The sequence below is a fragment of the Bacillus sp. VA15 genome (assembly GCF_055721145.1).
Map to the genome: position 1 here is coordinate 330,971 of NZ_JBVQPQ010000001.1, position 24,869 is coordinate 355,839.

The 24,869-nt window shown below is 38.5% G+C and carries 40 protein-coding genes; 38 read left to right on the top strand and 2 right to left on the bottom strand.

What is annotated here, in order from left to right:
- On the top strand, window positions 1-636 hold the full coding sequence (gene udk, locus AC0DBE_RS01625) for a uridine kinase (protein ID WP_148962195.1): 636 nt from the start codon (window positions 1-3) through the stop codon (window positions 634-636).
- A gap of 413 nt (window positions 637-1,049) precedes the next feature.
- Here udk and AC0DBE_RS01630 read toward each other — a convergent pair whose 3' ends face one another.
- Window positions 1,050-2,207, bottom strand: coding sequence for a tyrosine-type recombinase/integrase (locus tag AC0DBE_RS01630; protein ID WP_472960836.1), 1,158 nt, complete (start codon window positions 2,205-2,207; stop codon window positions 1,050-1,052).
- Between the two features lie 307 nt (window positions 2,208-2,514).
- On the opposite strand from AC0DBE_RS01630, the gene AC0DBE_RS01635 reads away from it, so the two are divergent.
- Together AC0DBE_RS01635 and AC0DBE_RS01640 are read left to right on the top strand one after the other, a co-directional pair.
- Entirely contained in the window at window positions 2,515-3,696 is a 1,182-nt protein-coding gene (locus AC0DBE_RS01635) for an AimR family lysis-lysogeny pheromone receptor (RefSeq protein WP_472960838.1), read from the top strand.
- The gene (locus AC0DBE_RS01640; protein WP_151268223.1) at window positions 3,635-3,847 is read left to right on the top strand and encodes a hypothetical protein; all 213 of its coding nucleotides are present in this window, start codon (window positions 3,635-3,637) and stop codon (window positions 3,845-3,847) included. The genes AC0DBE_RS01635 and AC0DBE_RS01640 overlap by 62 nt, the downstream gene beginning before the upstream one ends.
- A gap of 221 nt (window positions 3,848-4,068) precedes the next feature.
- Here the strand turns inward: AC0DBE_RS01640 and AC0DBE_RS01645 are convergent, their stop codons facing one another.
- Complete coding sequence (locus tag AC0DBE_RS01645) at window positions 4,069-4,482, bottom strand: helix-turn-helix domain-containing protein (protein ID WP_151268222.1); 414 nt, start codon at window positions 4,480-4,482, stop codon at window positions 4,069-4,071.
- A 168-nt stretch (window positions 4,483-4,650) separates the two neighbouring features.
- Between AC0DBE_RS01645 and AC0DBE_RS01650 the strand changes: the two genes are divergently transcribed.
- The 35 genes from AC0DBE_RS01650 to AC0DBE_RS01820 all read left to right on the top strand — a co-directional run bounded on the left by AC0DBE_RS01650 (window position 4,651) and on the right by AC0DBE_RS01820 (window position 24,859).
- Window positions 4,651-4,860 carry a helix-turn-helix domain-containing protein gene (locus AC0DBE_RS01650; protein WP_472960840.1) on the top strand — a complete coding sequence of 70 codons (210 nt, stop codon included), beginning with the start codon at window positions 4,651-4,653 and terminating at the stop codon, window positions 4,858-4,860.
- 42 nt (window positions 4,861-4,902) lie between these two features.
- Entirely contained in the window at window positions 4,903-5,232 is a 330-nt protein-coding gene (locus tag AC0DBE_RS01655) for a hypothetical protein (protein ID WP_151268221.1), read from the top strand.
- Window positions 5,233-5,444: 212 nt separating this feature from the next.
- A complete protein-coding gene (locus AC0DBE_RS01660; RefSeq protein WP_472960842.1) occupies window positions 5,445-6,323 on the top strand; it encodes a phage replisome organizer N-terminal domain-containing protein in 879 nt (292 codons plus the stop codon).
- A complete protein-coding gene (locus AC0DBE_RS01665) occupies window positions 6,307-7,137 on the top strand; it encodes a DnaA ATPase domain-containing protein (protein ID WP_472961329.1) in 831 nt (276 codons plus the stop codon). Before AC0DBE_RS01660 ends, AC0DBE_RS01665 begins: the two co-directional genes overlap by 17 nt.
- 12 nt (window positions 7,138-7,149) lie before the next feature.
- Entirely contained in the window at window positions 7,150-7,299 is a 150-nt protein-coding gene (locus AC0DBE_RS01670) for a hypothetical protein (RefSeq protein ID WP_252684375.1), read from the top strand.
- 29 nt (window positions 7,300-7,328) lie between these two features.
- On the top strand, window positions 7,329-7,454 hold the full coding sequence (locus tag AC0DBE_RS01675; protein WP_472961331.1) for a DUF6906 family protein: 126 nt from the start codon (window positions 7,329-7,331) through the stop codon (window positions 7,452-7,454).
- Entirely contained in the window at window positions 7,451-7,999 is a 549-nt protein-coding gene (locus tag AC0DBE_RS01680; RefSeq protein WP_472960844.1) for a hypothetical protein, read from the top strand. Before AC0DBE_RS01675 ends, AC0DBE_RS01680 begins: the two co-directional genes overlap by 4 nt.
- Window positions 7,968-8,138 (top strand): hypothetical protein, encoded by a 171-nt coding sequence (locus AC0DBE_RS01685; protein WP_268530292.1) that lies wholly within the window; start codon window positions 7,968-7,970, stop codon window positions 8,136-8,138. The genes AC0DBE_RS01680 and AC0DBE_RS01685 overlap by 32 nt, the downstream gene beginning before the upstream one ends.
- Window positions 8,107-8,247 carry a BH0509 family protein gene (locus AC0DBE_RS01690; RefSeq protein ID WP_142354794.1) on the top strand — a complete coding sequence of 47 codons (141 nt, stop codon included), beginning with the start codon at window positions 8,107-8,109 and terminating at the stop codon, window positions 8,245-8,247. Before AC0DBE_RS01685 ends, AC0DBE_RS01690 begins: the two co-directional genes overlap by 32 nt.
- Before the next feature lie 12 nt (window positions 8,248-8,259).
- On the top strand, window positions 8,260-8,415 hold the full coding sequence (locus tag AC0DBE_RS01695) for a hypothetical protein (RefSeq protein ID WP_010330969.1): 156 nt from the start codon (window positions 8,260-8,262) through the stop codon (window positions 8,413-8,415).
- 79 nt (window positions 8,416-8,494) lie between these two features.
- Window positions 8,495-8,692, top strand: coding sequence for an XtrA/YqaO family protein (locus AC0DBE_RS01700; protein ID WP_100739991.1), 198 nt, complete (start codon window positions 8,495-8,497; stop codon window positions 8,690-8,692).
- 42 nt (window positions 8,693-8,734) lie between these two features.
- Window positions 8,735-9,070, top strand: coding sequence for a hypothetical protein (locus AC0DBE_RS01705; RefSeq protein WP_472960847.1), 336 nt, complete (start codon window positions 8,735-8,737; stop codon window positions 9,068-9,070).
- Entirely contained in the window at window positions 9,067-9,870 is an 804-nt protein-coding gene (locus tag AC0DBE_RS01710) for a DNA-methyltransferase (RefSeq protein WP_472960849.1), read from the top strand. The genes AC0DBE_RS01705 and AC0DBE_RS01710 overlap by 4 nt, the downstream gene beginning before the upstream one ends.
- A gap of 32 nt (window positions 9,871-9,902) precedes the next feature.
- Window positions 9,903-10,163, top strand: coding sequence for a hypothetical protein (locus AC0DBE_RS01715; protein WP_472960851.1), 261 nt, complete (start codon window positions 9,903-9,905; stop codon window positions 10,161-10,163).
- Between the two features lie 108 nt (window positions 10,164-10,271).
- Complete coding sequence (locus AC0DBE_RS01720) at window positions 10,272-11,414, top strand: MrcB family domain-containing protein (protein WP_472960853.1); 1,143 nt, start codon at window positions 10,272-10,274, stop codon at window positions 11,412-11,414.
- Window positions 11,407-12,099 carry a hypothetical protein gene (locus AC0DBE_RS01725; protein ID WP_045384233.1) on the top strand — a complete coding sequence of 231 codons (693 nt, stop codon included), beginning with the start codon at window positions 11,407-11,409 and terminating at the stop codon, window positions 12,097-12,099. Before AC0DBE_RS01720 ends, AC0DBE_RS01725 begins: the two co-directional genes overlap by 8 nt.
- 240 nt (window positions 12,100-12,339) lie before the next feature.
- Window positions 12,340-12,789, top strand: a complete 450-nt coding sequence (locus tag AC0DBE_RS01730) for an ArpU family phage packaging/lysis transcriptional regulator (RefSeq protein WP_003220267.1) — start codon at window positions 12,340-12,342, stop codon at window positions 12,787-12,789.
- The gene (locus AC0DBE_RS01735; RefSeq protein ID WP_121642606.1) at window positions 12,789-13,331 is read left to right on the top strand and encodes a tyrosine-type recombinase/integrase; all 543 of its coding nucleotides are present in this window, start codon (window positions 12,789-12,791) and stop codon (window positions 13,329-13,331) included. The genes AC0DBE_RS01730 and AC0DBE_RS01735 overlap by 1 nt, the downstream gene beginning before the upstream one ends.
- Window positions 13,332-13,540: 209 nt before the next feature.
- Window positions 13,541-14,326 carry a DUF6414 family protein gene (locus AC0DBE_RS01740; protein WP_472960856.1) on the top strand — a complete coding sequence of 262 codons (786 nt, stop codon included), beginning with the start codon at window positions 13,541-13,543 and terminating at the stop codon, window positions 14,324-14,326.
- A gap of 3 nt (window positions 14,327-14,329) precedes the next feature.
- Window positions 14,330-15,439: an AAA family ATPase gene (locus tag AC0DBE_RS01745; protein ID WP_472960858.1), complete on the top strand. Its 1,110-nt coding sequence runs from the start codon at window positions 14,330-14,332 to the stop codon at window positions 15,437-15,439.
- Window positions 15,440-15,797: 358 nt separating this feature from the next.
- On the top strand, window positions 15,798-16,172 hold the full coding sequence (locus tag AC0DBE_RS01750) for an HNH endonuclease signature motif containing protein (RefSeq protein ID WP_472960859.1): 375 nt from the start codon (window positions 15,798-15,800) through the stop codon (window positions 16,170-16,172).
- Window positions 16,132-16,482 carry a transglycosylase gene (locus AC0DBE_RS01755; protein WP_250540063.1) on the top strand — a complete coding sequence of 117 codons (351 nt, stop codon included), beginning with the start codon at window positions 16,132-16,134 and terminating at the stop codon, window positions 16,480-16,482. Before AC0DBE_RS01750 ends, AC0DBE_RS01755 begins: the two co-directional genes overlap by 41 nt.
- A 71-nt stretch (window positions 16,483-16,553) precedes the next feature.
- A complete protein-coding gene (locus AC0DBE_RS01760) occupies window positions 16,554-17,087 on the top strand; it encodes a phage terminase small subunit P27 family (protein ID WP_472960861.1) in 534 nt (177 codons plus the stop codon).
- Entirely contained in the window at window positions 17,087-18,796 is a 1,710-nt protein-coding gene (locus AC0DBE_RS01765; RefSeq protein WP_472960863.1) for a terminase large subunit, read from the top strand. The genes AC0DBE_RS01760 and AC0DBE_RS01765 overlap by 1 nt, the downstream gene beginning before the upstream one ends.
- Window positions 18,797-18,808: 12 nt before the next feature.
- Window positions 18,809-18,979 carry a hypothetical protein gene (locus AC0DBE_RS01770; RefSeq protein ID WP_472960865.1) on the top strand — a complete coding sequence of 57 codons (171 nt, stop codon included), beginning with the start codon at window positions 18,809-18,811 and terminating at the stop codon, window positions 18,977-18,979.
- A 5-nt stretch (window positions 18,980-18,984) separates the two neighbouring features.
- Window positions 18,985-20,235, top strand: a complete 1,251-nt coding sequence (locus AC0DBE_RS01775) for a phage portal protein (protein WP_472960867.1) — start codon at window positions 18,985-18,987, stop codon at window positions 20,233-20,235.
- Window positions 20,225-20,851 (top strand): HK97 family phage prohead protease, encoded by a 627-nt coding sequence (locus tag AC0DBE_RS01780; RefSeq protein WP_472960869.1) that lies wholly within the window; start codon window positions 20,225-20,227, stop codon window positions 20,849-20,851. The genes AC0DBE_RS01775 and AC0DBE_RS01780 overlap by 11 nt, the downstream gene beginning before the upstream one ends.
- A 36-nt stretch (window positions 20,852-20,887) precedes the next feature.
- Entirely contained in the window at window positions 20,888-22,090 is a 1,203-nt protein-coding gene (locus AC0DBE_RS01785) for a phage major capsid protein (RefSeq protein ID WP_472960871.1), read from the top strand.
- Between the two features lie 16 nt (window positions 22,091-22,106).
- Complete coding sequence (locus tag AC0DBE_RS01790; protein WP_472961359.1) at window positions 22,107-22,421, top strand: hypothetical protein; 315 nt, start codon at window positions 22,107-22,109, stop codon at window positions 22,419-22,421.
- A 28-nt stretch (window positions 22,422-22,449) separates the two neighbouring features.
- Complete coding sequence (locus tag AC0DBE_RS01795) at window positions 22,450-22,824, top strand: collagen-like protein (RefSeq protein WP_100739960.1); 375 nt, start codon at window positions 22,450-22,452, stop codon at window positions 22,822-22,824.
- Between the two features lie 15 nt (window positions 22,825-22,839).
- Window positions 22,840-23,190: a head-tail connector protein gene (locus AC0DBE_RS01800; protein ID WP_100739959.1), complete on the top strand. Its 351-nt coding sequence runs from the start codon at window positions 22,840-22,842 to the stop codon at window positions 23,188-23,190.
- The gene (locus AC0DBE_RS01805; RefSeq protein WP_472960873.1) at window positions 23,123-23,494 is read left to right on the top strand and encodes a phage head closure protein; all 372 of its coding nucleotides are present in this window, start codon (window positions 23,123-23,125) and stop codon (window positions 23,492-23,494) included. Before AC0DBE_RS01800 ends, AC0DBE_RS01805 begins: the two co-directional genes overlap by 68 nt.
- Window positions 23,487-23,870, top strand: a complete 384-nt coding sequence (locus tag AC0DBE_RS01810) for an HK97-gp10 family putative phage morphogenesis protein (RefSeq protein WP_472960874.1) — start codon at window positions 23,487-23,489, stop codon at window positions 23,868-23,870. Before AC0DBE_RS01805 ends, AC0DBE_RS01810 begins: the two co-directional genes overlap by 8 nt.
- Window positions 23,867-24,247, top strand: a complete 381-nt coding sequence (locus AC0DBE_RS01815) for a hypothetical protein (protein ID WP_472960876.1) — start codon at window positions 23,867-23,869, stop codon at window positions 24,245-24,247. Before AC0DBE_RS01810 ends, AC0DBE_RS01815 begins: the two co-directional genes overlap by 4 nt.
- Entirely contained in the window at window positions 24,248-24,859 is a 612-nt protein-coding gene (locus AC0DBE_RS01820; protein WP_268395707.1) for a major tail protein, read from the top strand. It begins immediately after the preceding gene.
- The last annotated feature ends 10 nt before the right edge of the window (window positions 24,860-24,869 follow it).

Genomic DNA, 24,869 nt, shown 5'->3' on the forward strand with positions numbered 1-24,869 from the left:
ATGGGTAAGAATCCAGTAGTCATTGGGATCGCAGGAGGTTCCGGTTCAGGAAAAACGAGTGTCACACGGTCCATCTATGAACAATTTAAAGGGCACTCGATTTTAATGATCCAGCAAGACCTTTATTATAAAGACCAAAGCCATCTTCCATTTGAAGAAAGGCTCAACACAAACTATGATCATCCACTTGCGTTTGATAATGACTATTTAATCGAGCATATTCAAGATCTATTGAATTACCGCCCGATTGAAAAGCCGATTTACGACTATAAGCTTCACACACGTTCAGAAGAAACGGTTCACGTAGAGCCCAAGGATGTTATTATCCTTGAAGGCATTCTAGTTCTTGAAGACAAAAGGCTCCGTGATCTGATGGATATCAAGCTTTACGTTGATACAGACGCTGACTTGCGTATCATCAGACGGATTATGAGAGATATTAATGAGCGCGGCCGCTCTATTGACTCTGTCATTGAACAATATGTGTCAGTTGTCCGCCCGATGCATAACCAATTTGTCGAGCCGACGAAACGATACGCTGATATTATTATCCCGGAAGGCGGACAGAATCACGTCGCAATTGATCTGATGGTCACGAAGATTCAGACGATACTAGAGAAAAACCTTATGCAATAAGTTTTTGGAGTGGGTGGGCAAGGTCAAAAATATGATCTTGCCCATTTTTTGCCCACAGTTTTTAAGACAATGTATTTTCTTTTCATTCTATTGCTCTTTAGAACCTCGATAATAACATGAAAAAGACACAGCAATTCCTTACTGTGTCCTGTTTGAATTCTTATTGTTCTTGACTGCGAAAATTGAGGCACAAATAACACATATGATCTGTAAGATGATTCCGATCACCAATGAATAGTCAAGGACATTTTCTAATGCAAAGCCTGCTATAAGAAACCCTTCGGATAAAATAATGAACAATACTACATAGTTCATCCTCAACTTCATCATTTACAGCACCTCCCTTTCCATTATTATACTATTGGTCACACTTAACTTAAAACTAACTCAAGAACAAAGGTTAGGAAAAGTCTTTAAAAGATTTCATTTGCAACAGCATTGAATTGAACGATTGCTTCAGTTTTGGTATCTTTCATGATGTGCGAATAAATATCTAATGTTGTTTTGGAGGAAGCATGTCCTAAACGTTTTTGAGCTTCCTTCAATTTAACTTCTGCGTCAATCAGCAGTGATGCATATGTGTGTCTCAGGTTATGGGGAGTGATCCGGGTGACATCGGATTTTTTTATATAAGTGTCTAATTTATAATTGAAATTCCGGGCAGGGATAGGGCGGCCGGTTTTGTCTGTGAACACAAATCCCTCATCCTTATACTGGTCTCGGTTTTCCATTTTGATGTGATTCTGTATATGTTTCAGTATTCTTAATTGATTGATGACTTGGGGCGGCACAGGAACATTTCTTATTGAGGATGAAGTTTTGGGACTGAGCAATTTATAATTGTCTCTCAGACCGCCTTGCTGATACAACGTATAGCGAACTCGTATGATTGATTCCTCGAAGTCTATCTTGTCCCATTTTAAAGCCACAGCTTCACCAATTCTAAGCCCTGAATAAACGAGCAGGATAAACATTGCTAAATCTTGCGGTCGACCTCTCCTTTTTACACATTGTAGGAATTGAGATATCTCTTCCTTCTCCCAGAATTTAATGTCTTTCAGATCCTGATCATCTGTGACTCGTTCAGCGTCTTTTGCACGAGGCAAACGAATCCCCACAAGTGGATCAAGTTTGAAGTATTGATCTCTCATAGCATTTTTAGTCATCATCTTAAAAACTTGGTGTACGCCTGTTAGCGTGTTCTTTGCATAATCAGGGGCTATGTCATTCAGAAATTTTTGATACATAGACGCATTGATGTTTTTCACCTTGATGCTTCCGATATGTTTTTTTATGATGACCATGCTATCTTTCCGGGCCTTCCACGAGCTTTCTTTTACAGTGTGTTTGTACGTGTCAAACCACAAGTCTAAATACTCTGAAATTGTAATGGAATCGTTCTTCTCATAGAATTGTTGGTCAATATTTAATTCAGCCTCTGCAGCTGCGATCATAGCTTCTTTCTTTGTTCGGAAGCCTTTTTTAGTTTTTTCTCGACGTCTTCTGGTTATAGGGTCATTGTAAGTGATTCTATATTCCCAGTTATCCCCGCGCTTCCTATAACTCGCCATGGGTACTCCCTCCAAACTTTTTCTAAAATATAACTCTAATACTATTATGCAATGTTACATATTGTTTTTGTAGGAAAAAATACACGAAGTTGATACTAAGGCAGTAAATCAATAATAATTGATTCTATTAATTTTGAATTAAAATAACATATAAAATATATCTTTTTAGTCAGAATTATGGTATAATAAAGAAGAATCGGAAAATTATTTCTATTTAAATTTTTTGTTCTTTCTTTGACTCTTTCGTCATTAATCGACAATCTTTTTTTGTTCAGTATGTTAAATTAATTTTGAAATGGTGATTATGATGAGTGAAGGTATAGTTGATGTTAGAAATCATTTAAAGCGTATAATTGAGTCTTCGGATGAAAAACAGAAAGAGATTGCCGATAAAATTGGGATTAGTGCTGCCCACTTAAGCAAGTTTTTGAATGGGCAAGAAATTTCACTTTGGATGGTGTTGGAGATAGTGCGTTATCTTGATAAGGATAACGAGGTCGATATCATGCGCCAATGCTGTCTTGAGGCGACTAAGAAGAATATAAAAACTGCTTTTGAATATGCTCATTCAAAAAGTTTGGACTCAGTCACTTGTATGTTGCTTAACAAAACATTGGACGGAAATAACAGAGAGTTAAAGGAATGGGCAATAGTCTATCAGTGGCAACTATGGTCAAAACACAATCGTGTTTATAGCGAAGTTGATTACCTTGAGATGTTGAAAGAGCTGCAACCTAATTCTGACGACTTAAAAACACTTTTGCAAATTCTTGAGATGCTTTGTTTTTATTATAGTGAGAAGTATGATTTGTCTCTACACTACATAAGAAAAATTCACAATATGCTTCCTGAAATGAAAGATCCGTTTATTAAAAAAGCATTTTTAAGCCGCACAGATGAAGCTCTTGCCAATATGTATCTTAAGTTTGAAAATGAAATAGACAAATCTAGAAGAGTTGCTGAAAAGCTTATCGAAAGAAATTTTAGTGTTAATTCTGTGACTAATGGATATTTTATATTGGGTTTATCTTATTTATTTGAATCATACGAGAAAACATCAAACTTTCTCAAGAAAGGAATTCAGTTAAATAACACGAAAGAAAGATATTTTGTAGCAAATGACTTACGAGAACAATTAGCGATAACAAACCTATTCTGGAATAGACCTGTACCAGAAGAATATATAGTGACTGATTTTATTAAATCTGTTGTCAATAAAGCTAATTTGAAATATTTTTATGATGACAAATACTATTCAGCCTTAGCTTTTTATTTTGACGGGAGAAGAGAAAAAAATCAGGAGAAACTACTGTTATCGCTGCATGTTTTTTGTGAAAAGAAAGATTACTTTAGAGCAAATCTACCAAAAATAGAGTTGCTAAAATTAGGAGTTGATTATAATATATTAAAAAGGGAGGTGAAAATTAGTGAAAAAGACAATTATAGGAGTTTTGATTACTTTAGCAATAGCACTAGCATTTGTTTTTAGTGCAAATAGCGCGGATGCTCCGGCTTCTAAGAGCAATATAGTCGTTCCATCAACAGGAACTAAACAACTGGCTGATCCTCCAGTTGGAATGAGTTATAAGTTAACCAAAGAAACACCAAAACCTAAAAAAGAAAAAGCTATATTTTATTAAAAAGACGCTGCCAATTACATAGGCAACGTCTTTCGTGTTTTTGAAGGGGATTTCCTATTTTGACAAAATGAGAAAATAGGAAATCCTCATCACAACATTTATTTTCACAATGTATTCAATTATAATAGGAACTAATGTTCTGATGAGGGGATAAAGAAAATGGCAATTGTTTTTGATCAATTACTCAGTATTATTAAACAAACAAAAAAAGAAGATCAAAATCAATCTTCTTCTAAATCATCCAAAAACTTAGCTTTGGATTCACGATAAGACTTAAGAGCGTTTAACATAAATTCTCTTTCATCTTCGGTGATTTTTTTGCCTTCGTTGTCTATTATGTCAGCTTTTTTAATTGTATCGAGGGTTAAGTTTCTAGAGAATACTAATTCTTTTTCTTCTTCACTCATTTTATTTAGTTCATCTTCGACTGTAGCGAAGTAGGAAACATCTACATTAAAATATTTTGCAATCGCGTTTAGTTTTTCATAAGAGGGCTTTTTAATTTTATCTCCTGCCTCAAGTTTAGAGAGATAACCTTGTGTGACACCTGTAGCATCAGCCAGTTGACGGAGAGTCATCTTTTTTTGCTTTCTTAGTTTTGCGATATTCCGTCCAATTATTTTATTTTTTTCCATTAGAAAGCAATCACCTTTCTATTCAAAAAAATTCGTTGTTTACTGTAGTCAATATTATAACATGTATTGATTCCTGTAGGATACAAATTCATCAAATAGGGGTTTACAAAGTAATGAGTAAGGTGCTATATTTGATTTAAGTTATTCCTGTAGGAATATTTTAAGGGGGTGAGAATATTGAATAGTAATATCATTTTCGGTGAGAAAATTAGAGAAATACGCAAAGACAAAAATATGTCCTTTAATGAATTTGCTGATTTCACAGGGTTTACAAGCTCTTATATTTATAAGTTAGAGAATGGGAAAATAAATCCTACCCTAAAAAGCATTAATCAATTCTGCGAAAAATTAAATGTTCCTGTTGTGTATTTTTTTTAGGAAAGAAGTTTCCTGTAGGAATATTAGGAGGAGGGATAACTTTTGAAAATAGAACTTGAACAAACAGATATTGAAAGAATTACAAACGATGTTATCGCAAATGTGAGTGCGGCTTTGATACCTAAAATTCAAGAAATGATTTCAGTTTTATCCTCACAAGACCAACTTCTGACTAAAAAAGAAGTGTATGAGGGGATCTTGAAATGCACAGCTAGAACAGCAGAGGAGTTATATTTCAGTCAGCCTGATTTTCCGGTATTTGAACTACCGGGGCGGCCCGGATCAGGAAAAACACAACAGAGGTTTTCGCGGCGTGCAGTCGAGGCGTGGATTGCTCAAAAAAATTGCACTAGAGCGGAAAGGATTGGATGAAATGTTCTTAGTAAGTCATGTTTGGCAAAATAACAAATTTCATTTGGTGATCAGTGAATCTGAGTCAACTCATCAAAAAGCTTTGGATAAAATTCTTTCTCAAGACGGAAAGGTTATCCGAAGTGAAAGAGCTGACAATCTATTGGGAACAGTCATCGTTAACGGAAAGAGATCGCCCTGGCCTTTAACTAAGTCGGAAAGGATTGAACAAAATGTCTGAGGTTAAGTGGATTAAGTTAAGCACTCAGATGTTTGAGGACGAAAAAATTAAGTTAATAGAGCAAATGCCTGAATCAGATACGATTTTAATTATTTGGGTCAAATTACTTTCTCAAGCTGGGAAAACCAATGCTTCTGGATACATTTATTTAAGCGAAAACATACCTTATACAGAAGAAATGCTTGCAGCTATTTTTGGACGTCCTTTGGGTACAGTAAGGCTTGCACTGCAAACGTTTAGACAATTTGGAATGATTGACATTACTGATGACAATTACATATCAATCTCAAATTGGGAAAAGTATCAAAATCTTGACAGATTGGAAGAAATTAGGGAGCGAAACAGGATAAGAAAGCAGAGACAAAGGGATAAGCAAAAGCTTTTATCTGTTGATAAAAGTATGTCACGTGACGTCACGGAAAAAGTCACGCCGAGTCACGCAACAGATATAGATAAAGAATTAGATATAGATAAAGAAAAAGATAAAGATATATTGTCGGGTAAACCCGACGACTCATCTTCTTCAAAAAAAGAAAAGGAAGAGATTCCATACAAACTGATCATTGATCTATTGAACAAAGTAGCGGGTACACGATACCGACATACTACACCTAAAACAAAAAAAGACATCAAGGCACGCTGGAACGAAGGTTTTCGCTTTGAAGATTTTAAACATGTCATTCTAGTAAAAACAGATGAATGGCTCAATGATCCTGCTATGAATAGATTTTTACGTCCTGAAACATTGTTCGGTACAAAGTTCGAGTCTTATCTTAACCAAAAAGGAGGCTTATCACATGGAGGAAATCACAAGGGAGCGGGCAGCCGCAGTCAAGGGCGAAATATCTCGGAGGATGACATTCCATACTGATGAAGCTGGAAATCCTGTCTACTGCAATAAACATACAAGAATTATCAGCAGCAAAGAAAAGCCTTATCCTGTTCAACTGATGAAGCTGCATGACGGCTCAGTAAAATGCCCGATGTGCGAAAGGGAACAGCGCAATAAGGAGATTGAACAAGAAGCTGAGACATGGCGCCGGCAAGTAGAGAGAAAGGTTCTTTCTACACATTCGCTTATTGCTGATCCAACTCTTGTAAAGGCAACGTTCGAAACGTTTCATTGTTACAACAATGAGGACGCAGAGAACAAATGCCGGATGCTTGAACTGGTAGACCAGATCAAAGCGGGCGCGGTCATGAATATATTTCTAACTGGCGAGTCCAACGCTGGAAAGAGTCATCTTGCAATATCTGCTCTTAAAGAACTGAACAAACAGAATTCAGAAGAATATGCAAAATCAGCGCTTTTCGTTAATAGTGATGCACTTATGCGACGTATCAAAAGTTCTTTCAACGATGATTCTGAAAAGCTTACGGAGTTTAAGGCAATCGAACTGCTTACACGAGTCGATTACCTCGTTATTGACGACTTAGGGAGCGAAGTGGGTGACACAGATAACGAGAAAAGGACAGCACCTGATTTCATTCAAAGAGTTTGGTATGGGGTCTCTACTGGCAGACAAGGCAAGGTGACCATAGTGACAACAAATCTTACCGGCGTTGCTTTAGCAAAGCTTTATGACAGAAAGACCGTCAACCGCCTTACAGCCCATCTTGAACAAATTGATTTTGAAGAGAAGCAAAAGAACAAGGGGCGTAAGACACCGGCTCTGCTGAATTAAGGGGGGAAACAAATGGTACAAGCAGTGATGCCCGGCGTTTGGGAGCTCAAGCCAGAACGGAAGCTTACTGACGCTGAGCGCAAGCAAGAGGTTAATAAACTCATTGCTCACATTGATCAGAAAATAGCAGACTATCAAAACTCTAGGAGGAATGCAGTGTGAAACATGGTAAACGTCCAACACGCGCGCAAATGGACATTATCAAGGCAAACGGTCTAACTGTTGAAAACTGGCTCGTATCAAAAGATTTGCGGCAGGAGCATCGTCTCATTCTAGTTCATCGGAATACTGGGAGAGTTAGGAAGTGTTTGGCATGAGTGTCGTAGCCCTTGCTGGTCGGTTAGAAATTGCCTTGGTGGATCTTAATTTTGAATGGTCCCTGGTGCAAATGCGTCAGGTTGTTGATTATTGGTACGACGGAAAATCCATTTATGACATAGCTGAGCTGCTGAACAGAAAGCCGGATGAAATCATTTTGCTGATTGTAGACTTTGCAAGAGGCCGCGCGCTTCCGCCACGTCCCTACGGGTTAAATGCGAATAACCGAATCTTCATCAGTAAAAAGCATCTGAGAGAAAAAAAAGATAATTTGAAGCGGTTCGTGCAGGATAGTCCGGTGTATATTCCATTCATCGAAAAAAACTTTGTCTGGAATGATTGGGAGATCAAGAGATTCCGTGAAATGTGGGAAGCCGATGATTCAATCATCTGGATATCAAAGCAGCTTAATAGAGACATAGATGAAGTGTTATTCCTGATCATTGATCAAGCGGGCAAAGGTATCATTGATCCGCGGAAAAACGGACTTCTCGGAAAGGATGCGACAGAGCATGATCTTATCAGGCAGCGCCTTCCCTTTTGAGAAAGCAACCATTCACCAGCTTATGATCATTGTGAGGTATGAAGAATGCCCGGCTGACTATAAAAATGCTGCGATGCAGTTATTGATCAAGAAGGGAGCGGAGACAGTTGAAATGGACAGAACGCCAGCACTTGATTGAATGGCTCACTATTTTGGGCGGATACGGAAAAGCATTTCTGGAACGCCAGTCAGACAATGAAATTGAGACACTTTACAATCTACGCATCAAACAATTAAACGAAGAGTAAGGAGGCGAGGATATGACAGAAAATAAAGACTTACGTCAGCATGGGGAAGTCATTACATGGGTTATGACGGAAGAGGAGCGTTTGGAGTATATAAAAAAACATCCAATCATCCCAACAGAAGAACCACAGACGAAGCTGCAAGTTTTCCCGTTGAACGATTGGATGTGACGGCCAACTGATCAGCCGTTCCCGTATGGTAAATAATAAAAACTCGACACTTTTATTATACCATACGGGGGCGTTTACAGTGAACTGTCCAAAACATATAGAAAATCTCGAACAGGTAATAAATCAAATTGAAAATAACAAAAATTACGTCATTGTGATTGACGGAAACAATAGATCATTCAAGTTAACGGAAATGCCGGAGCACGGAAAAACCATCGTGCAAACATCAAAAGGCAATCTTTCAAGAATTGATTTTGAAATCGGCTATAAAATGTGACGCAGAGGGGCCGGTCCTCTCTGCGATATGGGAGGAACGGACATGAACCAATATAAATTCACTTTATTATCGGGCGTTGTGTTTCGTAAAGATATTTCAGGGGTTTGTTATACCGAGCTGGGTTCTAACAGTCTACCACTCGGCAAGGATCAGGCGGTAAACCTTCTTGCTGATGAAGTTATTGGGCTAAAGGAGATCATCGAGGAAAACAAGCGCCAACAGGAAGTCACGGTACATCAATTCCGGCAGGCACATAAGGATATTCAGCAACTAAGTGGCGATAGGAAACGATACAAACAGGCATTAGAGAAGATCATTACTAATCTGAACTTCGCGATAACAGTTGCCCAAAATGAATTGGAGGGTGATGCGCAATGACTCCTTTGAAATTAAAGGAGGGAGCCAGTTTACAGATAAATACGATTTATTTAATGGACTGTATAAAAGGGATGAAACTCATCCCTTCCCAAAGTATAGATATGATTCTCTGTGATCTTCCATATGGAATAACGAATTGTAAATGGGATTCCGTAATTGATCCGGTTGCCCTCTGGTCCGAATACGAAAGAATTATAAAAGATAACGGAGCTATTCTGCTATTCGCTCAAACTCCTTTTGATAAAGTGCTGGGAAGCAGCAATTTAAAACTGCTTCGTTATGAATGGATATGGGAAAAGACTGCCGCAACAGGCCATTTGAACGCTAAAAAGATGCCAATGAAGGCTCATGAAAATATACTCGTTTTTTATAAGAAAACGCCTATATACAATCCTCAAAAAACATCAGGCCATAAACCTGTTAACAGTTATAAGAAGAGGATTGACGTTCAAAACCGTACAGACATTTACAACAAGACAAGCAAAGAAATAAGTGGCGGCGGAGCTACTACCCGTTATCCAAGAAGCGTTCTTTGTTTCCCCTCTGATAAGCAAAAGGAACGTATACATCCGACACAAAAGCCAGTTGCTCTTTGTGAATATCTGATAAAAACATACACAAATGAGGGGCAATTAGTTTTGGATAACTGCATGGGATCAGCTACTACTGCAGTTGCTGCATTGAACGCCAATAGAAATTTTATAGGGTTCGAAATTGATGAAGAGTTCTTTTTAAAAGGCAAACAGCGAATAAAAGAAGCGAAGCAAAAGAACATTCAGCTTGAGTTGTGTCTTAAATAATAACGCCTTTGAGCGGTATTGGAGGAATTATAGTGATACCTTTACAAGTTGAGCTGCAGCGGGCAGTCAAAGCCACAAAAGACGAAGCGATGACCATTTATGAGGCGGCGCAGTATTTAAAGGTTGAGGTTGAGGCAGTACCTATGTTGGTGGCTCAAGCAGAGGATTTGAAGATGATTGGGAATGAAGCAATTATTGCAAAGCGTGATAAAACAAATAGCTGGCTTATATTGTTGATTGTTATAGGTGCTTTTTTTGTTATATCTATATTGCCTTATTGGATTACCGGATAAATTCAAGGATAACCATGATAAATGAGTTTTCATTTGATTAATTATTAAAATTTTAGAAGAATAAGGTATAATGTGATTATTAAGTCCTGGAGTAAAAGGAGTTTTATTTTGGATAGCGTAAAATTTACCTTATTTGATGTAAATCGATTTTGGACAGGTTTTAATGATTATAAAAAGTTCAAAGTAGACAATAAAGAACATGATTTTTTTCAACTGTTTCGCAATGAAATTCCCGCGTCTATCGGAAAAGCCTTAAAAGAAAGGCAATTCAAAAATCTAGACCATATCAGCATAAAAGCCTCTACAGGTACAGGTAGGATTTCAGATTCATTTTGGATTGCTTTTCTTGATGATCGTTTAACAACTAAAGGGAATAGAGTATCAACACAAGTAGGGATTTATATTGTTATTTTGTTTTCAGAAGACGGTCAAAACTTTTATTTGAGCATTGCCACAGGTACTGAAAAATTCAGTCTATCAAAAATTAGAGAACAAGCTAAACAAGGTAGAGAATTTTTTGCAAAACAAATTCAATCAAATGATGAGTTATTAGGTTTTAATACAAATGAATTTTATTTGGGTAAATCTGAGAGACCGAAAAAATATGCTGCCAGTGCTCTTATAAACAAGAGATATAATTTATTTACATTTGATGAAGCGCAATTGCTTAAAGATTTAATTACCTTAAATGATCTCTTTTACGATTATGTCTATGAACATTATTTAGAAGATAATAATAGCCAAACGCAATTAGACAGTCTTGAAAAGAAAAAAATGACTATAAGAAGAGTTATAAATGTAGAAAAATATAAACAGCTACGTAGAGAGAAAGAAATTGCTAATGAGCTTACTGGAAAAGCAGCAGAAGACTTTGTATTTAATAAAGAAAAAGATGTTTTAATAAAAGAAGGCAGAACTGATTTGGCTCAAAAAGTTGATTGGATTTCAAGTAGAGAAGATGGGCACGGATATGATATAAGGTCTTATTTTCCGGACGGCACTGACAAGTTTATTGAAGTTAAAGGGACAAAGTTCAAAAACAGTAACTATCAGTTCTATTTATCCGAACGTGAAAGAGTTATTGCTAAAGAAAAAGGCAATCAATATGTTTTGGTATTAGTTGAAAATGTCGGTAATCCGAATCTTACAAGAATTATAAAAGAGGTTAGAGATCCTATTTGCAGCATATCTTTTAAGCCAATTAATTATTTGTGTTCTCTAACAATACCGGAAGTGAAGGAAAATGAGTAAATTTAAATTATTTCTTAGAATATCTATATCTTACATAAAAATTTTAGGAGCTTTTGCTGCTCTGCTTGTTGGCTTATCAGCTATCCTACTTTTCTTAGAATATAAAGGGTGGAATAAATGGAGTCCTGATATTTTTGTAATCGGATCGCATATGTCTGTGTGGCTTGCAATCTTTTTCATAAATAATGCAGCGTTTTCTTTTAATAAGAAACCAAATAATCTCTATGAGTGGTTGAATAATCCTATTCTAATGAAGGAAGACGATTTTTTAGCTGGTTTAAAAAAAGAAAAAATAAATGATCTAATGTGGAATTTAGAAAAAATAAGTAAATCCATATTATTTTACGCAGATTTTAATATCAACAAACTAAGATTGTTAAAAAGCTACATAAAAACAAACGATACAGAAGGTAGTCGAGAAATTTTAATTCGAACTATACTCACCTTATTATCAGGACCAATATTTTTAATTGTAATAAAGAGTCCTAAGATTCTAGGTTGGATAAAAGTGGAGCAAACTGGCGCTAATGAAACAGTAATGGATATTACAACGATTATTACAATTTTGATTATATTTGGTTTTTTTCTAAATGCGATAATAACAGATCTCTTTGCTAGTAAAAAGAAAAACAAGCTACTTGAAGAGATTATAGATGCGAGCATAGAAAGCTTAAAAAAGAATTAATAGTCCAAGATGGAGACGCCTGCGGACACTAATCACTGTACAGAGAAAATCTGTGCTTTGGTTGGTGTCCGTTTTTTATTTGAACGGAGGGATGGCATGAAGAAGAGGAAGAAAAAGCCCAATAAAAACGCACAGGAGCGTCCTGACTGGTTTTAGCGGCAAATGATGGGCAAGAAAGGCAAACATTGAAAAGAGGCAAAGGCGGGGCATTAAGACGTAAATAAACGGGAGGGTAAAAATATGAATCAATTAACATTAAACATTCCTCAGATTGACGAAGAAGCGACTAAATTAAAAGCAGAGAAGCTGCTGGATCAATACCGGTTATATCTCTTACAGGTGCCAGATGATTTTTTGCCAAAGGTTACACCTACTTACAGCATTGTTCCGCCGAGCATTACGAATGAATTTCATTCATCGACGGAAGATGCTGCATTAAAGCGTCTTGATTGGGAGATTCAGCGTGACAAATTCTTAAAAAGGATTCAAAGGGCAGTTAACCGGCTTTCTCAAAGAGAACGGCAGATCATTGTCATGCTCTATATGCAGCCGGAAGAAATGTATGATTATGAAGTATATGCAGAAATGGACCTGAGCCAGCGCAGCTATTATCGTGTGAAGGCAAAGGCTCTATATCGGTTGGCATTTGCTCTGAGAGAAGAAGTCTACAAGAAAGGGGCAGCTTCTTAATGAATTTTGTTCAGCCTATACGTGATCCGGAACGTATCTTCTACATCAAGAGGTTTTTAAAAGAGCAAAACATGAGGAATTACATGCTATTTGTCACCGGTATCAATTCAGGGCTCCGCATATCGGATATTCTGCAGCTGAGAGTAAGAGACGCGAAACGGCCATACTTCAATCTCATAGAGAAGAAAACGAAAAAGAAAAAGAGAATTGATATGACGCCAGCTCTTCAAAGAGAATTTAAGGCCTATGTCGAAGGGAAAGAGGACCATGAGTTTCTCTTTAAAAGCCGTGAAGGGATTAACAAGCCGATATCCCGGTCGATGGCATACAAGATTCTCAGGGCGGCTGCTGAGTATGTTGGTTTAGATGACATTGGAACGCATACATTGAGGAAAACATTTGGCTATCACTTTTACAAACAAACGAAGGACGTTGCAATGCTGCAGGAGATATTTAATCACTCGGATCAACGGACAACCTTGCGGTATATCGGAATCAATCAAGACGCCATGAACAACGCTATGAAGAAATTTAAAATATAACCAGGCTCATTCAAAACAATAAGGATGGGCCTTTTTCTTTGCATTTTTCATCAATTCCTCAAAAATAACAGGTGTGTAATTCATTTTAGGGATATTGGTTAAAAACAGAGATGACAAGGGGTTGGCTCAGTTCGACGAGTTGCACAGTATATAAGTTATGTGTAATAGATGTGATAAAATAACAAATGTACTTTAAGGAGGAGAGATTAATGGTTAAAATGAGAAAAATTATCTATTTCGATGAAGCCTCAGCGTTAGACTGCCTTGACCAAATTTCTAATGGAAGATCTGAAGAATTGGTTCAATCGATGCTGAATAAAGCGAAAGGATTTTCGACTGATGGTTCCCTTAGTATTGGAGGTGCATTCTTAGATTTATTTAAAATGGGAGCAAAAGCAAACTTGAAAGGAAATTATGAGAGAAGTGGGTCAAATATAATAACAAAAACAATTACAAATACTTTATTAACTGATTTTATAAAAGAATTGGATAAAAAGGATTCAGGTTTTAATTTTTCAAAAATAACTAACTATAAATTAACTATTCCAAATAACTCTATGACATTCTTGAAAACATTGGCTCCATTCATTAAGTTATATACTAACAATGACAGTAGCGAAGGAGAAGTAGATGAAAACTTGACAGAAAACAACATAGATGTATCTCAGTTTGATGAGATTTTAACAACTGCAAAAGGGTACTATGAAGTGCTAGCCACTCAAGGCGACGAAAAAAAAGTACTCAGATTTAATCTTGAAGGGTTAAGGAATAATTATAAGTTATCCGATCTTCAGAAGATGAATCTTACTGTCTATGGTATACCTGTTGGAAAGTGCTCCATTGAGAGTCTAGATATTGATAATGAAATTCAAAGTAGTACGACAGATGTAGAAGGAAATATAGGAGTGACAGCTGAGGAACTATTAAACCAAAATAATGGAGAAGAAGAAAACCAAATAGAAGTAATTGATGTTATTCTGGCAGGAGTTGAATAAATAATGGAAGCAAAGATTGTTATTTATTTTGGTCCCACAAGAGAATTCATTAAAGGTATAGAGGAAACAAATTTAATTCAATTAAGAACGCTAGTAAACTGGATTGATAAAGGGATTGATAAAGAAGAAAAAAATATTTTTGATAATAAAAAAGATTTAGTTTGTTTTTCGGAAGGATATGCTGCAATTACCGAAGGTTTTTTAGGAGAACTACCAATTATACTCAAACAATTAGTAGATTGTGGGTATTTACATCGTTGTTATATTCAGAATCCTCCTAACTTTTTTCTAACAGGTTTAAAACGTGTCTTTAATGATGATGAAATAGAAATTAAACAGCATGAATTTGAACATGTTAAGAAATCTCAAATTAAGGATTTGTTTATTAATTATAAAGATAAAATTTTGGGACAAGATGAAGCAATTAAAAATGCAATTTCAACAATTTATCCTTTAACTTCTAAAAAGCATGAAAGCCCAATTGTCATAATGTTTTATGGACCAGCAGGGGTTGGTAAAACAGAGACCGGAAACTTTTTGAGTGAACGTTTATTTGCTGGGAAATTATTCAGAAAACAACTATCGATGATACAGGCTGGCGAGTCAGTTCAATACTTTTTAGGAGATAGTATAAATAAAAATTCTTTTGGGAGAGACTTACTAGAACGAGAATCAAACGTTATCCTATTAGATGAGTTTGATAAGTGTAATTCCATTATATATAGCGCTTTCTATCAAATGTTTGATGAGGGGGTTTATGTTGATAAAAATTATACTGTGAACTTAAAAAACACAATTATTATTTGTACATCCAACTTTGAGTCAAGACAACAAATGCTTAGTTACTTAGGGGAACCTATATACTCTAGGTTTAATGGATTTATAAAATTTAATCCACTATCAACTGAAGTGAAATCTCAACTTATTTCTAAAATCTATGAACAGCAACTAAAACTATGGGACGAAGATGAAATTAAGATTATAGAGGAAAGCAACTTATTATATACCCTTAAAGAACAAGCATCTAAGTTTTCTAACGTAAGAAACATTAGAAATGAAATGAAGACCCTTATGTCAAGAAAAATATGTGAGGATTTTTTTGAAGAGTTATAAAATTATTATTTGAGAAAAGGTGAAATCTTTTTTATAAGCATTTATTTTTCATTTAGAAAATTGTATTTACATACTTAAGTGCTAATGTGGCAAGGATGGTGCAATAAATCTATAGAATCAGCACAGCATACATATTTGGCAGAAAAATGACACTTTAAAGGCACGCTATTTTGTATAAGGTGAGTTATTATGGTAATAGGCATGAAATCAGCAGAAACTTCGCTTTCCCAATCGGGAGGGCGTTTTTTGTTTTGGGAGGACTAACTTTGCCAGAGAATGATTTGTATAATATTCTTTATTCATATTCTTTAGGAGAAGCCTTGAGAAAAGTTTTATATAAAAGCTCGTGGTCTTACTCATGAAAAAACCATTAAAACCTTGCAATGAACCCGGCTGTCCTAACCTAACAAGGGCTGGCTACTGTGAACAGCACAAGCGAACCAAGTCAGCCTATGATCAATACCGGAAGTCCGCTGCCAAAAGGGGGTATAACGGCAAGTGGCGACAGGCACGTCTAGGCTACCTGTCAAAGCATCCGTACTGTGTATCTTGCATGCTGGAAGGTATACGGGTCCCGGCAACAGTAGTCGATCATATCAAACCGCATAAAGGAGACAAGAAACTCTTTTGGGACTCAGGCAACTGGCAACCCTTATGTGCTCCGTGCCACAGCAGAAAGACAGCGAAGGAGGATGGAGGATTTGGGAACAGAACATCAGACGTGCATGTGTGATGAATGTGGAACATTGCTCTTGGTCAAAGGATGCTCAAAGGTCAGGAAGCATGACGACGGCATCCGTGAGCATTATATCAAGTGTCCTCGGTGTCGGACTGAGTATACATCTTATTACACCAATGCTGACATAAGACGTATGCAACAGAAGGTAAAGAAACTGTTTGCTCTTCGTGCAACGATGAAAAAGGAAACAGCATTCGATCTGTATACAAAGAAATTAAAAGAAGCACAAAAGAAATTAGAAGCCGCAATGCTGCAGTTGAAAGAGGAAATGAGCACCCCCCACCCTAAAATCTCTGAGGGATGAACGCCGGAGACCGCGCTCCCCTCCCCATTTTGAAAAATTCCCTAAATGAAAATTCGGAAGGAGGTGAGGGAATGGCTAGACCGCGGCAACCTGTTGATTTGCTACTGGTGAAAGGGAAGAAACACCTGACACAGCAAGAGATTGAGGAACGTCGAGAACAGGAAATAAAGGCACCAAACGACAAAGTAAAAGCTCCTTCTTATTTGCCAAAAGACTTAAAAAGAGAGTTTAAAAAGATAGCGGACGAGCTAAAAAACATCGGGATTATGACCAATTTAGATGTTGATGCGCTTGCCCGTTTTTTGTTTGCCCGGAAATTATATTTGCAAGTAACAGAGCAATTGCTTGAACGGGGTCCGATGAAAAAAGTGATCGTTAGAAAATTTGACGATGAAGGCAATGTAATAGGAGAAGAAGAAAAACTTGTTCCCAATGATGACTATTCTGAACTATTGATAAACCAAGACAAGCTGTTTAAACAATGCCGGCAAGCTTCCAGTGATTTAGGGCTGACCATTTCCTCTCGCTGTAGACTTGTCATCCCGAAAAAAGATGATGGGAAACCGAAGTCAAAAGAGGAAGAACGGTTCGGGGGCCGCATGTAATGCAAGAGATTAATGCCGAAATTCTCATTGAACGGGTATGGTCATACGCTGAGAAAATCCGTTCTGGTGAAATCAAGGCAAGCAAAAAGCACAGATGGGCGGTTGAGCGTTTTTTTCGAGATGTTGAACGCCTTGCAGATGATGACTGCCCTTATTATTTTGATGCCGAGGCTGTTGTCGATTTTTATGAATGGGCGCGGCAATTCAGACACGTCGAGGGGATTCTTTCTGGACAGCCGATTGAGCTTACAGACTTTCAGCTTTTTATAGCGGCTAATATCTACGGTTTCTATAAAAAAGAAAACGGTGCTCGGCGTTTCAGAAAAGTTTATATCCAGTTGGCCCGTAAAAATGCAAAATCGCAGTTTCTTGCTTTAATGGCGTCATACGAGATTTTTCCGACGCAAGAAAAACACCGGGTATTTATCGCCGGCTGGTCCAGAGAACAATCAGATGAGGTTTATCAAGCCATACTTGAACAGCTGCACCATGCGCCCATACTGAAAGGTAAATACTCCTCAGCCAATGGGCGAGTAAAAAAATACAAGACAAACTCCATCATTCAGCCTTTATCTCGGGAAGCCCGGAAGTTAGGAGACGGTAAAAACCCATCTATTGGGATAGTTGACGAATATCATGCACATGAAACAAGTGAAATATATGATGTTCTTGACAGTGGTATGGTCGCCCGTCGTAGCCCGTTAATGGCCGTTATTACGACAGCCGGCTTTCATATGGAAAGGCCATGTTTCAGTGAATATCAATATACAAGTAAAATCCTTGATCCAGACATTGATACAGAAAATGATGATTATTTTGTTATGATCTGTGAGCTTGATCCCGAGGACGATATAAAAGACGAGTCAAATTGGATTAAAGCCAATCCCATTGTTGCAACATATCCAGAGGGCATGGAGTCTTTGCGTGCTGCACTTAAAGTAGCGCTGGAAGTTCCAGAAAAAATGAGAAGCTTCTTGACTAAAAATATGAATCGGTGGGTTGATCAAAAGGATAATGGATATATGAACATGACAAAATGGCGGTCATGCAGCGGCGACATTCCTGATCTGCAGGGCATGTCAGTTTATCTGGGGCTTGATCTGTCCATGACTACAGACTTAACATCCGTTGGATATGTGGCCGTGCAGGAGGGCTTGTTCTACGTTGGTCAACATTCCTTTATGCCGGAGGCGCGAGCAAAAGAAAAAATGGCCACCGATAAGGTGCCATATGACTTGTGGAAGGAGATGGGTTACATCACGTACACGGCAGGGGAAGCGGTTGATTATCAACGAGTCGAACAATGGATCTTGGAATTTATTCATAAACATCGTTTTCGGCCGCAAGAGATCGTATACGATAAATGGAACGCTCTTCATTTAGCCCAACGTCTTGAATCTAAAGGGCTGACGACAGTCGAAATGCCGCAAAGAATAAATCATCTTTCATTACCTACAAAGAGTTTTCGAGAAAATGTTTACGAGGGGAAAGTCATACACGATGACGATCCGGTTTTAACATGGGCTATCAATAACGCGATCATGAAAATTGATCCACAGGAAAATATCATGCTGGATAAAGCGAAATCCCCGCAAAGGATTGACCCTATTGCAGCGGTTATAAATGCGTATGCCCGTGCGATGTACTTCGGTAATAGTGGAAGAGTTGATTTGAATGAGCACTTTGGATCGGGAAATTTCAGTTTTTAGGATGTGATAGGGATGAAGAAAGTGTTCTCTTTTTTCATGTTAATACTAAACGATTTGCTGTTTGTGGCGGGTGCCGTCTTTATCCTGACAGCTGCTTATAGATGGAATACAAACATCGGTCTGATTCTGACGGGTGTCTTTTTTATGTTTTATGCCTATCTTCTGACCAAGAAAGCGAGGTGAAATAGTTGTTAATAGATCGGATATTCGAGAAGCGTTCGGATTCGTCAGATAGTGAAGATGGTTTTAATAATATTTTATTAAACATGTTCGGCGGCCGGAAAACAGCAAGCGGTGAAAGAGTGAGTGAAAGTAATTCACTTGTGCATCCGGACATATTTGCATGTGTGAATGTATTGTCTGATGATATTGCAAAACTGCCAATTCACACTTATAGAAAAACGGACGTAGGCATAGAGCGAAAACCTGATCATAAGTCAGCGCATGCTGTTTATGCTCGGCCTAATCCTTACATGACAGCCTTCACATGGAAAAAACTCATGATGACTCATGTTCTGACTTGGGGAAATGCATTTTCCTATATACAATTCGGGTCACATGGTTTCCCAGAAGCGTTAACCCCATTACGACCTGATTTTACAAATGCTTATGTTCATCCAACAACAGGCATGTTGTGGTATCAAACGGTGGTCAATGGAAAGACCATGGAGCTGTATGATCATGAAGTGCTGCATTTTAAAGGACTGTCTACAGATGGCATACACGGAAAATCGCCCATAGGGGTAGTGAGGGAACATATCGGGGCGCAAGCGGCTGCCACAAAATATAACGCTAAACTGTACAAAAACGAGGCAACACCTCGGGGGATTTTGAAAGTCCCGGCATTCTTGGATGAAAAACCAAAAGAGAACGTGCGCAAAGAGTGGAAACGGGTAAACGAAGGTGAAAATATCGCCATCATAGATAACGGCTTGGAATATCAATCTATTTCCATGCCTCTACAAGAAGCTCAATTCGTTGAGTCCATGAAGTTTAACAAAGCCCAGATTTCCATGATTTATAAAGTGCCGTTGCATAAGCTAAACGAATTGGATAAAGCAACATTTTCAAATATTGAACATCAGTCTATTGAATATGTTAGGAACACACTGCAGCCATGGATCGTGAATTTTGAACAAGAGCTTAATGTGAAATTGTTTTTAGACCACGATCAGAAAAGCGGCCATTACGTGAAATTCAATATAGACAGCGAGCTGCGAGGAGACAGTAAGACGCAGGCAGAGTATTTGAAAACACTGCATGAAACAGGGGTGCTGAATAAAGACGAAATCAGGGAATTACTTGAGCGCAACCCGATTGAGAAAGGCGACAAGTATATATCCAGCTTAAACTATGTATTCCTCGATTTTATGGAAGAATATCAGCGGATTAAAGCTGGCGGCGCCGTGAAGGGGGGTGACAACAAGAATGAAGGATAAAGAGGTTCGGCATTTGACGACGCCGATTGAGCTGCGTTCCGAAGGTGAGGGGCAAAGCGAATTTGTCGAAGGGTACGCTTTGAAATTTGAAAAGTGGTCAGAGCGTTTAGGGTGGTTCAAGGAAATTATCAGCAGGGATGCACTTGAATCAGCCGATCTTTCAAATGTTATTGCCCTTTTTAATCACCAGCAAGACTTTCCTTTGGCGAGAAATACTGTTTCTGGCGACGCTGGGCGTCTTGAGCTTGAAATAGATGGAATAGGTCTGAAATTCAGGTTTAAGCCCTCAGACACGTCATATGCGCGTGATTTGATGGAAAATGTCCGTAACGGTGTTATCAATCAATGTTCTTTTGCTTTTTCACTAGATTATAGCGATACAGACGCGGACGAGTGGCGGCTGAATGAAGACGAGGACATCTATGAGAGAAGAATCAATAAAATCAATCGTATTTTTGATATTTCTCTTGTCACAACGCCGGCCTATAGCGATACAGAGGCTGTCGTAGGCGCCCGCAGTTTGGAAAAAGTGGAGCAGTTGAAGGAGAGCCGAAACGCATCAGATGAAACATTAAAAATGGAATTGGAATTACTTGACCTTGTACTCCCGGAGTAAGGTCTTTTTTTGTGTCTAAATAAGGAGGAAACCAATATGCCAATGCAAATGAGCAAAAAAGAAATTCAATTAAGACAGCAATTTACGGAAAAGAAGCAGCAAGCAGACAAGGCGCTGCAGGAGGGAAAAACCGATGAAGCGCGTGCCTTGCTTGATGAAGTGAAGCAGCTCAAGAATCAAATCGACTTGATGACCGAAGGGCGTTCTCTTGATGTGCCTGACTTGCCGGGCGGTGTGAATTTTGTGCCGGAGCAGGAACGGAATCCAGAAGGTAGGACAGGTGATACAGGAGCAAAAGAGGAGCGTCAAAAGATGTTCGCTCAAGCATTCATGAAGTCTCTTCGCGGTAAGCGTTTGAGTGATGAGGAACGTGATCTTTTTGAAAGCGAAGAGTTTCGGGCAATGTCCGGAAAAAATGAAGAAGACGGCGGCATCCTGATCCCTGAAGATATTTCTAGATTAATTAAAGAGTTAAAACGGGAGCAAGTGCATCAGTTGGAGCAATACGTGACTGTTGAGCCAGTTGCAACTCGTTCTGGAAGTCGGATGCTTGAGAAAAATAGTGATTTGACTCCGTTTGCAGTTCTTGAAGAAATGGACGAGATTCAAGAAACGGATCAGCCGAAATTCTCCAAACTCTCTTATAACATTGTGGATTATGCTGGCATATTGCCACTTTCAAATACATTGCTTCAAGACACAGATCAAGCAATCATGGCCTATGTTGCTAAGTGGTTTGTGAAGAAATCAATCACAACTCGAAATGCTTTGATTTTAGCGATTCTTGATGACTTGAAAAAGACAGAATTTAAAGGTCTGGATGCTATCAAAAAGACTTTAAACGTAACGCTTGATCCAGCAATATCACCAAACGCAATTATCATGACGAACCAAGACGGATTTGACTATCTTGATCAGTTAAAGGATGCAGACGGCAAATATCTGCTTAAAGATATCCCAACTGAACCGACAAATAAAATGCTGTTTGGCCGCCGGGTAGTAGTCATTCCAAACAAGATTCTAAAAACAAAATCAGGGAAAGCGCCTGTTATTGTCGGCGATCTAAAAGAAGCGATTGTATTATTTGACCGCCAGCAACAATCAATCGCCTCTACTGATGTCGGTGCTGGTGCATTTGAGACAAATACAACTAAAGTGCGCGCGATTGAGCGTGAAGATGTAAAACTGTGGGACTCTGAGGCGGTCGTGTATGGTCAGTTGACTTTGCCTACTGAGTAATAAAGGAGGGTTTATTATGCGAGTAACTAAAAATTACACCACTGATGGCGGGGATCGTACCGTCATTGGCGGTGTTTTAGCCATTGATGGCGGAACTGTAATGAAAGACGGTCAGGAAATTTCATTAGGCGGCGGAAATCAAGCCGAAATGGGTGCAGGCAGTGTAACCCATGAAATGCTGCAGGATAAGTCAGTCCGCAGCAACAATATAGGCACCGGAAGCGTAATGGAAGAGCACTTGAATTCAGCTATCACAGAAAGACTTTCAAGTTTAGAAAATAGATTGAAAGCATTAGAGACAGCGAAAACAGTACCAGCTGCAACTGAATGAAAAATATAATAGAAAAGGATGAGCGAAAATGGCAGAAGATTATCTTTATGAGAGTGGCGGAGTAAAAACATCATCAGAAAAGGGGGCTGACGGTAAAGCAATCACACCTGTTTATCTAAAAGAAAACAGTGAGGATAACCCTGTTTATGTGAAAGGACTTCAAGGTGAACCCGGGCCGCCCGGTCCAAAGGGCGATCCAGCTGTAATTGAAGAAGGCTCTATTACTCACGAAATGTTGGGGGACAAGTCTGTTCGCAGCAATAACATTGGCTCTGGAAGTGTCATGATGGACAATTTAAATTCAGATGTAAAAACAGTATTTGACCAGCTGCAGAAACAAATTGACGAGCTGAAAACTGAGGTGCAAACGCTTAAAGGAACAGATGAAGCGCCGCAAGAATAAGGGCGGTGATATAGCATGGATTTATTAAGCGCCGTCAAACATTATTTAAAAATAGAGCATGATGCAGATGATCGCCAGCTCTTGAGACAAATAGCTGCGGCCAAAAGCTACATCGTGAATGCAATCGGTAGATATACGGAAGGGCACGCACAGTTTGAAGTAGTGCTTCAAATGTTGGTTGCACACTGGTATGAAAATAGAGGGATGTATGAGTCAGGGACAACCGGCTCATCCATCCCTTTTACTGTTGAGCATTTATTGACTCAATTACGTTACACATCCGAAGGAGAGCAAGATCATGAAGAAGAAAATCAGCGAACTCCGGCACAGACTGACCTTTCAAAAGAAGGAGTCGATACAGGATGAAGAGCTGAATTGGAATGAGGAATATATTGATCTTTTCACTGTATGGGGAGCCATAGAAGGATTTAGTTCTCTCGGAAACAATGAATCTGTTGTCGCGGGAGCATTGGGAGTCAAATCACCAAAAAAAATCACCATACGTTATCGAGACGACGTTCAACAAGATATGAGAATTGTGAAGTGTGTCGGCCGAGATAAAAAGGATGAACCGGTGTTCCGCACGTTTGATGTATTAGATTTTAATGATCCCGAGGATAACAAGGAAGAGCTTGAGATCATGTGTCAGGAGGTTGGATTGAATGGCTAACATGGACATTGACGGCCTCGAAGAGTTAACTGTGTACTTTGAAAAGATTGGCGGGGATGTTGAGAAAGTTGAACCTGTGGCATTAAAGGCCGGCGGTGAAATTATTGCTGAACGGCAGCGCGGCCATGTTAACCGAAGTAATAAACAACAGCCTCATATGCAGGACAATATTACAGTCTCTAATGTAAGAAAATCCAAGGACGGAGAGAAATTTGTTGCTGTTGGTCCGAATAAAAAAGTAGCGTTCCGAGGGAAATTCTTAGAATGGGGCACTTCAAAAATGCCGCCGTATCCGTTCATTGAAAAAGGTGGACAAGAAGGGGAGGGGCCTGCTGTGGATTTAATGGAGCGAATACTTACAGCGCCGATCAAATGACGATGGACCCGGTCAGTGAATTGGTCAAAACTCTTACGTCCAGTTCTAAATTGAGTGAATTAGTAACGGGTGGAATTCATAATCTCACCGCAAATGATGTGAATGCATTTCCGAGAGTCGTATTTTATGAGCTTAAAGATGCTGATGCCGGTTATGCAGATAACGAAGCATACTGTTTTGAAGTTCGGTTTCAGATGAGTATATTCACTCAAGCAAGTACGCGGAGATTTGAAAAGCTCATTGCTTATGAAATAGATAAATTAATGCGATCAATTGGTTATGGTCGATATGATTCGCAAGCATTGTACGAAGAAGACACAAAAGTCTATCACAAAGCTATGAGGTATATGAAAGGCTATTTTAAGGAGGAAGAATAGATGGGAAAAATCTTAACCGGACTGGATATGTTCCATATCGCAGAAGTTCTGCAAGATACAAAAGATGAACTTGAATTTTCAGTACCAGAGGAATTACCGGGTGCAGTTAGTATGAAACTTGATCCGAAGTCTGAAACAGAAACTTTCTATGCGGATAACGGTGCGTATGCACAGTTAAGCAGCTTAGGAGACATTGACGGGGAAATGGAAGTCGCAGATTTACCCCTTGATATGCAGGCGAGGATTTTCGGGAAAACGGTTGAAAATGGTATTCATTTCTCTAGTGCAGATGACCGGCCACTAGAGATTGCGCTGGGTTTCCGTGCGAAAATTTCAACTGGTGGATACCGTTACTATTGGGCTTTAAAAGGGAAGCCGGAACTAGTTCCAGTTGAACATAAAACGGAGGAAGGAAAACCGTCGCCTCAATCTACACAAGTGAAAATTAAATTTAGTCCATTGACAAATGTGAAAAAAGGAAAGAGAAGATGGGAAGCCAAAGCCGAAGAAGGAAACGGCATTAATGCTGATACTTGGTTCAGACAAGTTGTCTATAACAAAGATAGTTTTATTTCTGGCGGAAATGATGAAGTTGTTGACGTTGGTAAATAAGTAACCTGAG

What these genes read in the sequence shown, in the direction of transcription:
- udk (WP_148962195.1), top strand. Translation starts at nt 1, where the DNA reads ATGGGTAAGAATCCAGTAGTCATTGGGATCGCAGGAGGTTCCGGTTCA.
- AC0DBE_RS01630 (WP_472960836.1), bottom strand. Translation starts at nt 2,207, where the DNA reads ATGGCGAGTTATAGGAAGCGCGGGGATAACTGGGAATATAGAATCACT.
- AC0DBE_RS01635 (WP_472960838.1), top strand. Translation starts at nt 2,515, where the DNA reads ATGAGTGAAGGTATAGTTGATGTTAGAAATCATTTAAAGCGTATAATT.
- AC0DBE_RS01645 (WP_151268222.1), bottom strand. Translation starts at nt 4,482, where the DNA reads ATGGAAAAAAATAAAATAATTGGACGGAATATCGCAAAACTAAGAAAG.
- AC0DBE_RS01660 (WP_472960842.1), top strand. Translation starts at nt 5,445, where the DNA reads ATGTCTGAGGTTAAGTGGATTAAGTTAAGCACTCAGATGTTTGAGGAC.
- AC0DBE_RS01665 (WP_472961329.1), top strand. Translation starts at nt 6,307, where the DNA reads ATGACATTCCATACTGATGAAGCTGGAAATCCTGTCTACTGCAATAAA.
- AC0DBE_RS01670 (WP_252684375.1), top strand. Translation starts at nt 7,150, where the DNA reads ATGGTACAAGCAGTGATGCCCGGCGTTTGGGAGCTCAAGCCAGAACGG.
- AC0DBE_RS01675 (WP_472961331.1), top strand. Translation starts at nt 7,329, where the DNA reads ATGGACATTATCAAGGCAAACGGTCTAACTGTTGAAAACTGGCTCGTA.
- AC0DBE_RS01680 (WP_472960844.1), top strand. Translation starts at nt 7,451, where the DNA reads ATGAGTGTCGTAGCCCTTGCTGGTCGGTTAGAAATTGCCTTGGTGGAT.
- AC0DBE_RS01685 (WP_268530292.1), top strand. Translation starts at nt 7,968, where the DNA reads ATGATCTTATCAGGCAGCGCCTTCCCTTTTGAGAAAGCAACCATTCAC.
- AC0DBE_RS01695 (WP_010330969.1), top strand. Translation starts at nt 8,260, where the DNA reads ATGACAGAAAATAAAGACTTACGTCAGCATGGGGAAGTCATTACATGG.
- AC0DBE_RS01705 (WP_472960847.1), top strand. Translation starts at nt 8,735, where the DNA reads ATGAACCAATATAAATTCACTTTATTATCGGGCGTTGTGTTTCGTAAA.
- AC0DBE_RS01710 (WP_472960849.1), top strand. Translation starts at nt 9,067, where the DNA reads ATGACTCCTTTGAAATTAAAGGAGGGAGCCAGTTTACAGATAAATACG.
- AC0DBE_RS01725 (WP_045384233.1), top strand. Translation starts at nt 11,407, where the DNA reads ATGAGTAAATTTAAATTATTTCTTAGAATATCTATATCTTACATAAAA.
- AC0DBE_RS01730 (WP_003220267.1), top strand. Translation starts at nt 12,340, where the DNA reads ATGAATCAATTAACATTAAACATTCCTCAGATTGACGAAGAAGCGACT.
- AC0DBE_RS01735 (WP_121642606.1), top strand. Translation starts at nt 12,789, where the DNA reads ATGAATTTTGTTCAGCCTATACGTGATCCGGAACGTATCTTCTACATC.
- AC0DBE_RS01740 (WP_472960856.1), top strand. Translation starts at nt 13,541, where the DNA reads ATGGTTAAAATGAGAAAAATTATCTATTTCGATGAAGCCTCAGCGTTA.
- AC0DBE_RS01745 (WP_472960858.1), top strand. Translation starts at nt 14,330, where the DNA reads ATGGAAGCAAAGATTGTTATTTATTTTGGTCCCACAAGAGAATTCATT.
- AC0DBE_RS01750 (WP_472960859.1), top strand. Translation starts at nt 15,798, where the DNA reads ATGAAAAAACCATTAAAACCTTGCAATGAACCCGGCTGTCCTAACCTA.
- AC0DBE_RS01755 (WP_250540063.1), top strand. Translation starts at nt 16,132, where the DNA reads ATGGAGGATTTGGGAACAGAACATCAGACGTGCATGTGTGATGAATGT.
- AC0DBE_RS01760 (WP_472960861.1), top strand. Translation starts at nt 16,554, where the DNA reads ATGGCTAGACCGCGGCAACCTGTTGATTTGCTACTGGTGAAAGGGAAG.
- AC0DBE_RS01765 (WP_472960863.1), top strand. Translation starts at nt 17,087, where the DNA reads ATGCAAGAGATTAATGCCGAAATTCTCATTGAACGGGTATGGTCATAC.
- AC0DBE_RS01770 (WP_472960865.1), top strand. Translation starts at nt 18,809, where the DNA reads ATGAAGAAAGTGTTCTCTTTTTTCATGTTAATACTAAACGATTTGCTG.
- AC0DBE_RS01780 (WP_472960869.1), top strand. Translation starts at nt 20,225, where the DNA reads ATGAAGGATAAAGAGGTTCGGCATTTGACGACGCCGATTGAGCTGCGT.
- AC0DBE_RS01785 (WP_472960871.1), top strand. Translation starts at nt 20,888, where the DNA reads ATGCCAATGCAAATGAGCAAAAAAGAAATTCAATTAAGACAGCAATTT.
- AC0DBE_RS01790 (WP_472961359.1), top strand. Translation starts at nt 22,107, where the DNA reads ATGCGAGTAACTAAAAATTACACCACTGATGGCGGGGATCGTACCGTC.
- AC0DBE_RS01795 (WP_100739960.1), top strand. Translation starts at nt 22,450, where the DNA reads ATGGCAGAAGATTATCTTTATGAGAGTGGCGGAGTAAAAACATCATCA.
- AC0DBE_RS01800 (WP_100739959.1), top strand. Translation starts at nt 22,840, where the DNA reads ATGGATTTATTAAGCGCCGTCAAACATTATTTAAAAATAGAGCATGAT.
- AC0DBE_RS01805 (WP_472960873.1), top strand. Translation starts at nt 23,123, where the DNA reads ATGAAGAAGAAAATCAGCGAACTCCGGCACAGACTGACCTTTCAAAAG.
- AC0DBE_RS01810 (WP_472960874.1), top strand. Translation starts at nt 23,487, where the DNA reads ATGGCTAACATGGACATTGACGGCCTCGAAGAGTTAACTGTGTACTTT.
- AC0DBE_RS01815 (WP_472960876.1), top strand. Translation starts at nt 23,867, where the DNA reads ATGACGATGGACCCGGTCAGTGAATTGGTCAAAACTCTTACGTCCAGT.
- AC0DBE_RS01820 (WP_268395707.1), top strand. Translation starts at nt 24,248, where the DNA reads ATGGGAAAAATCTTAACCGGACTGGATATGTTCCATATCGCAGAAGTT.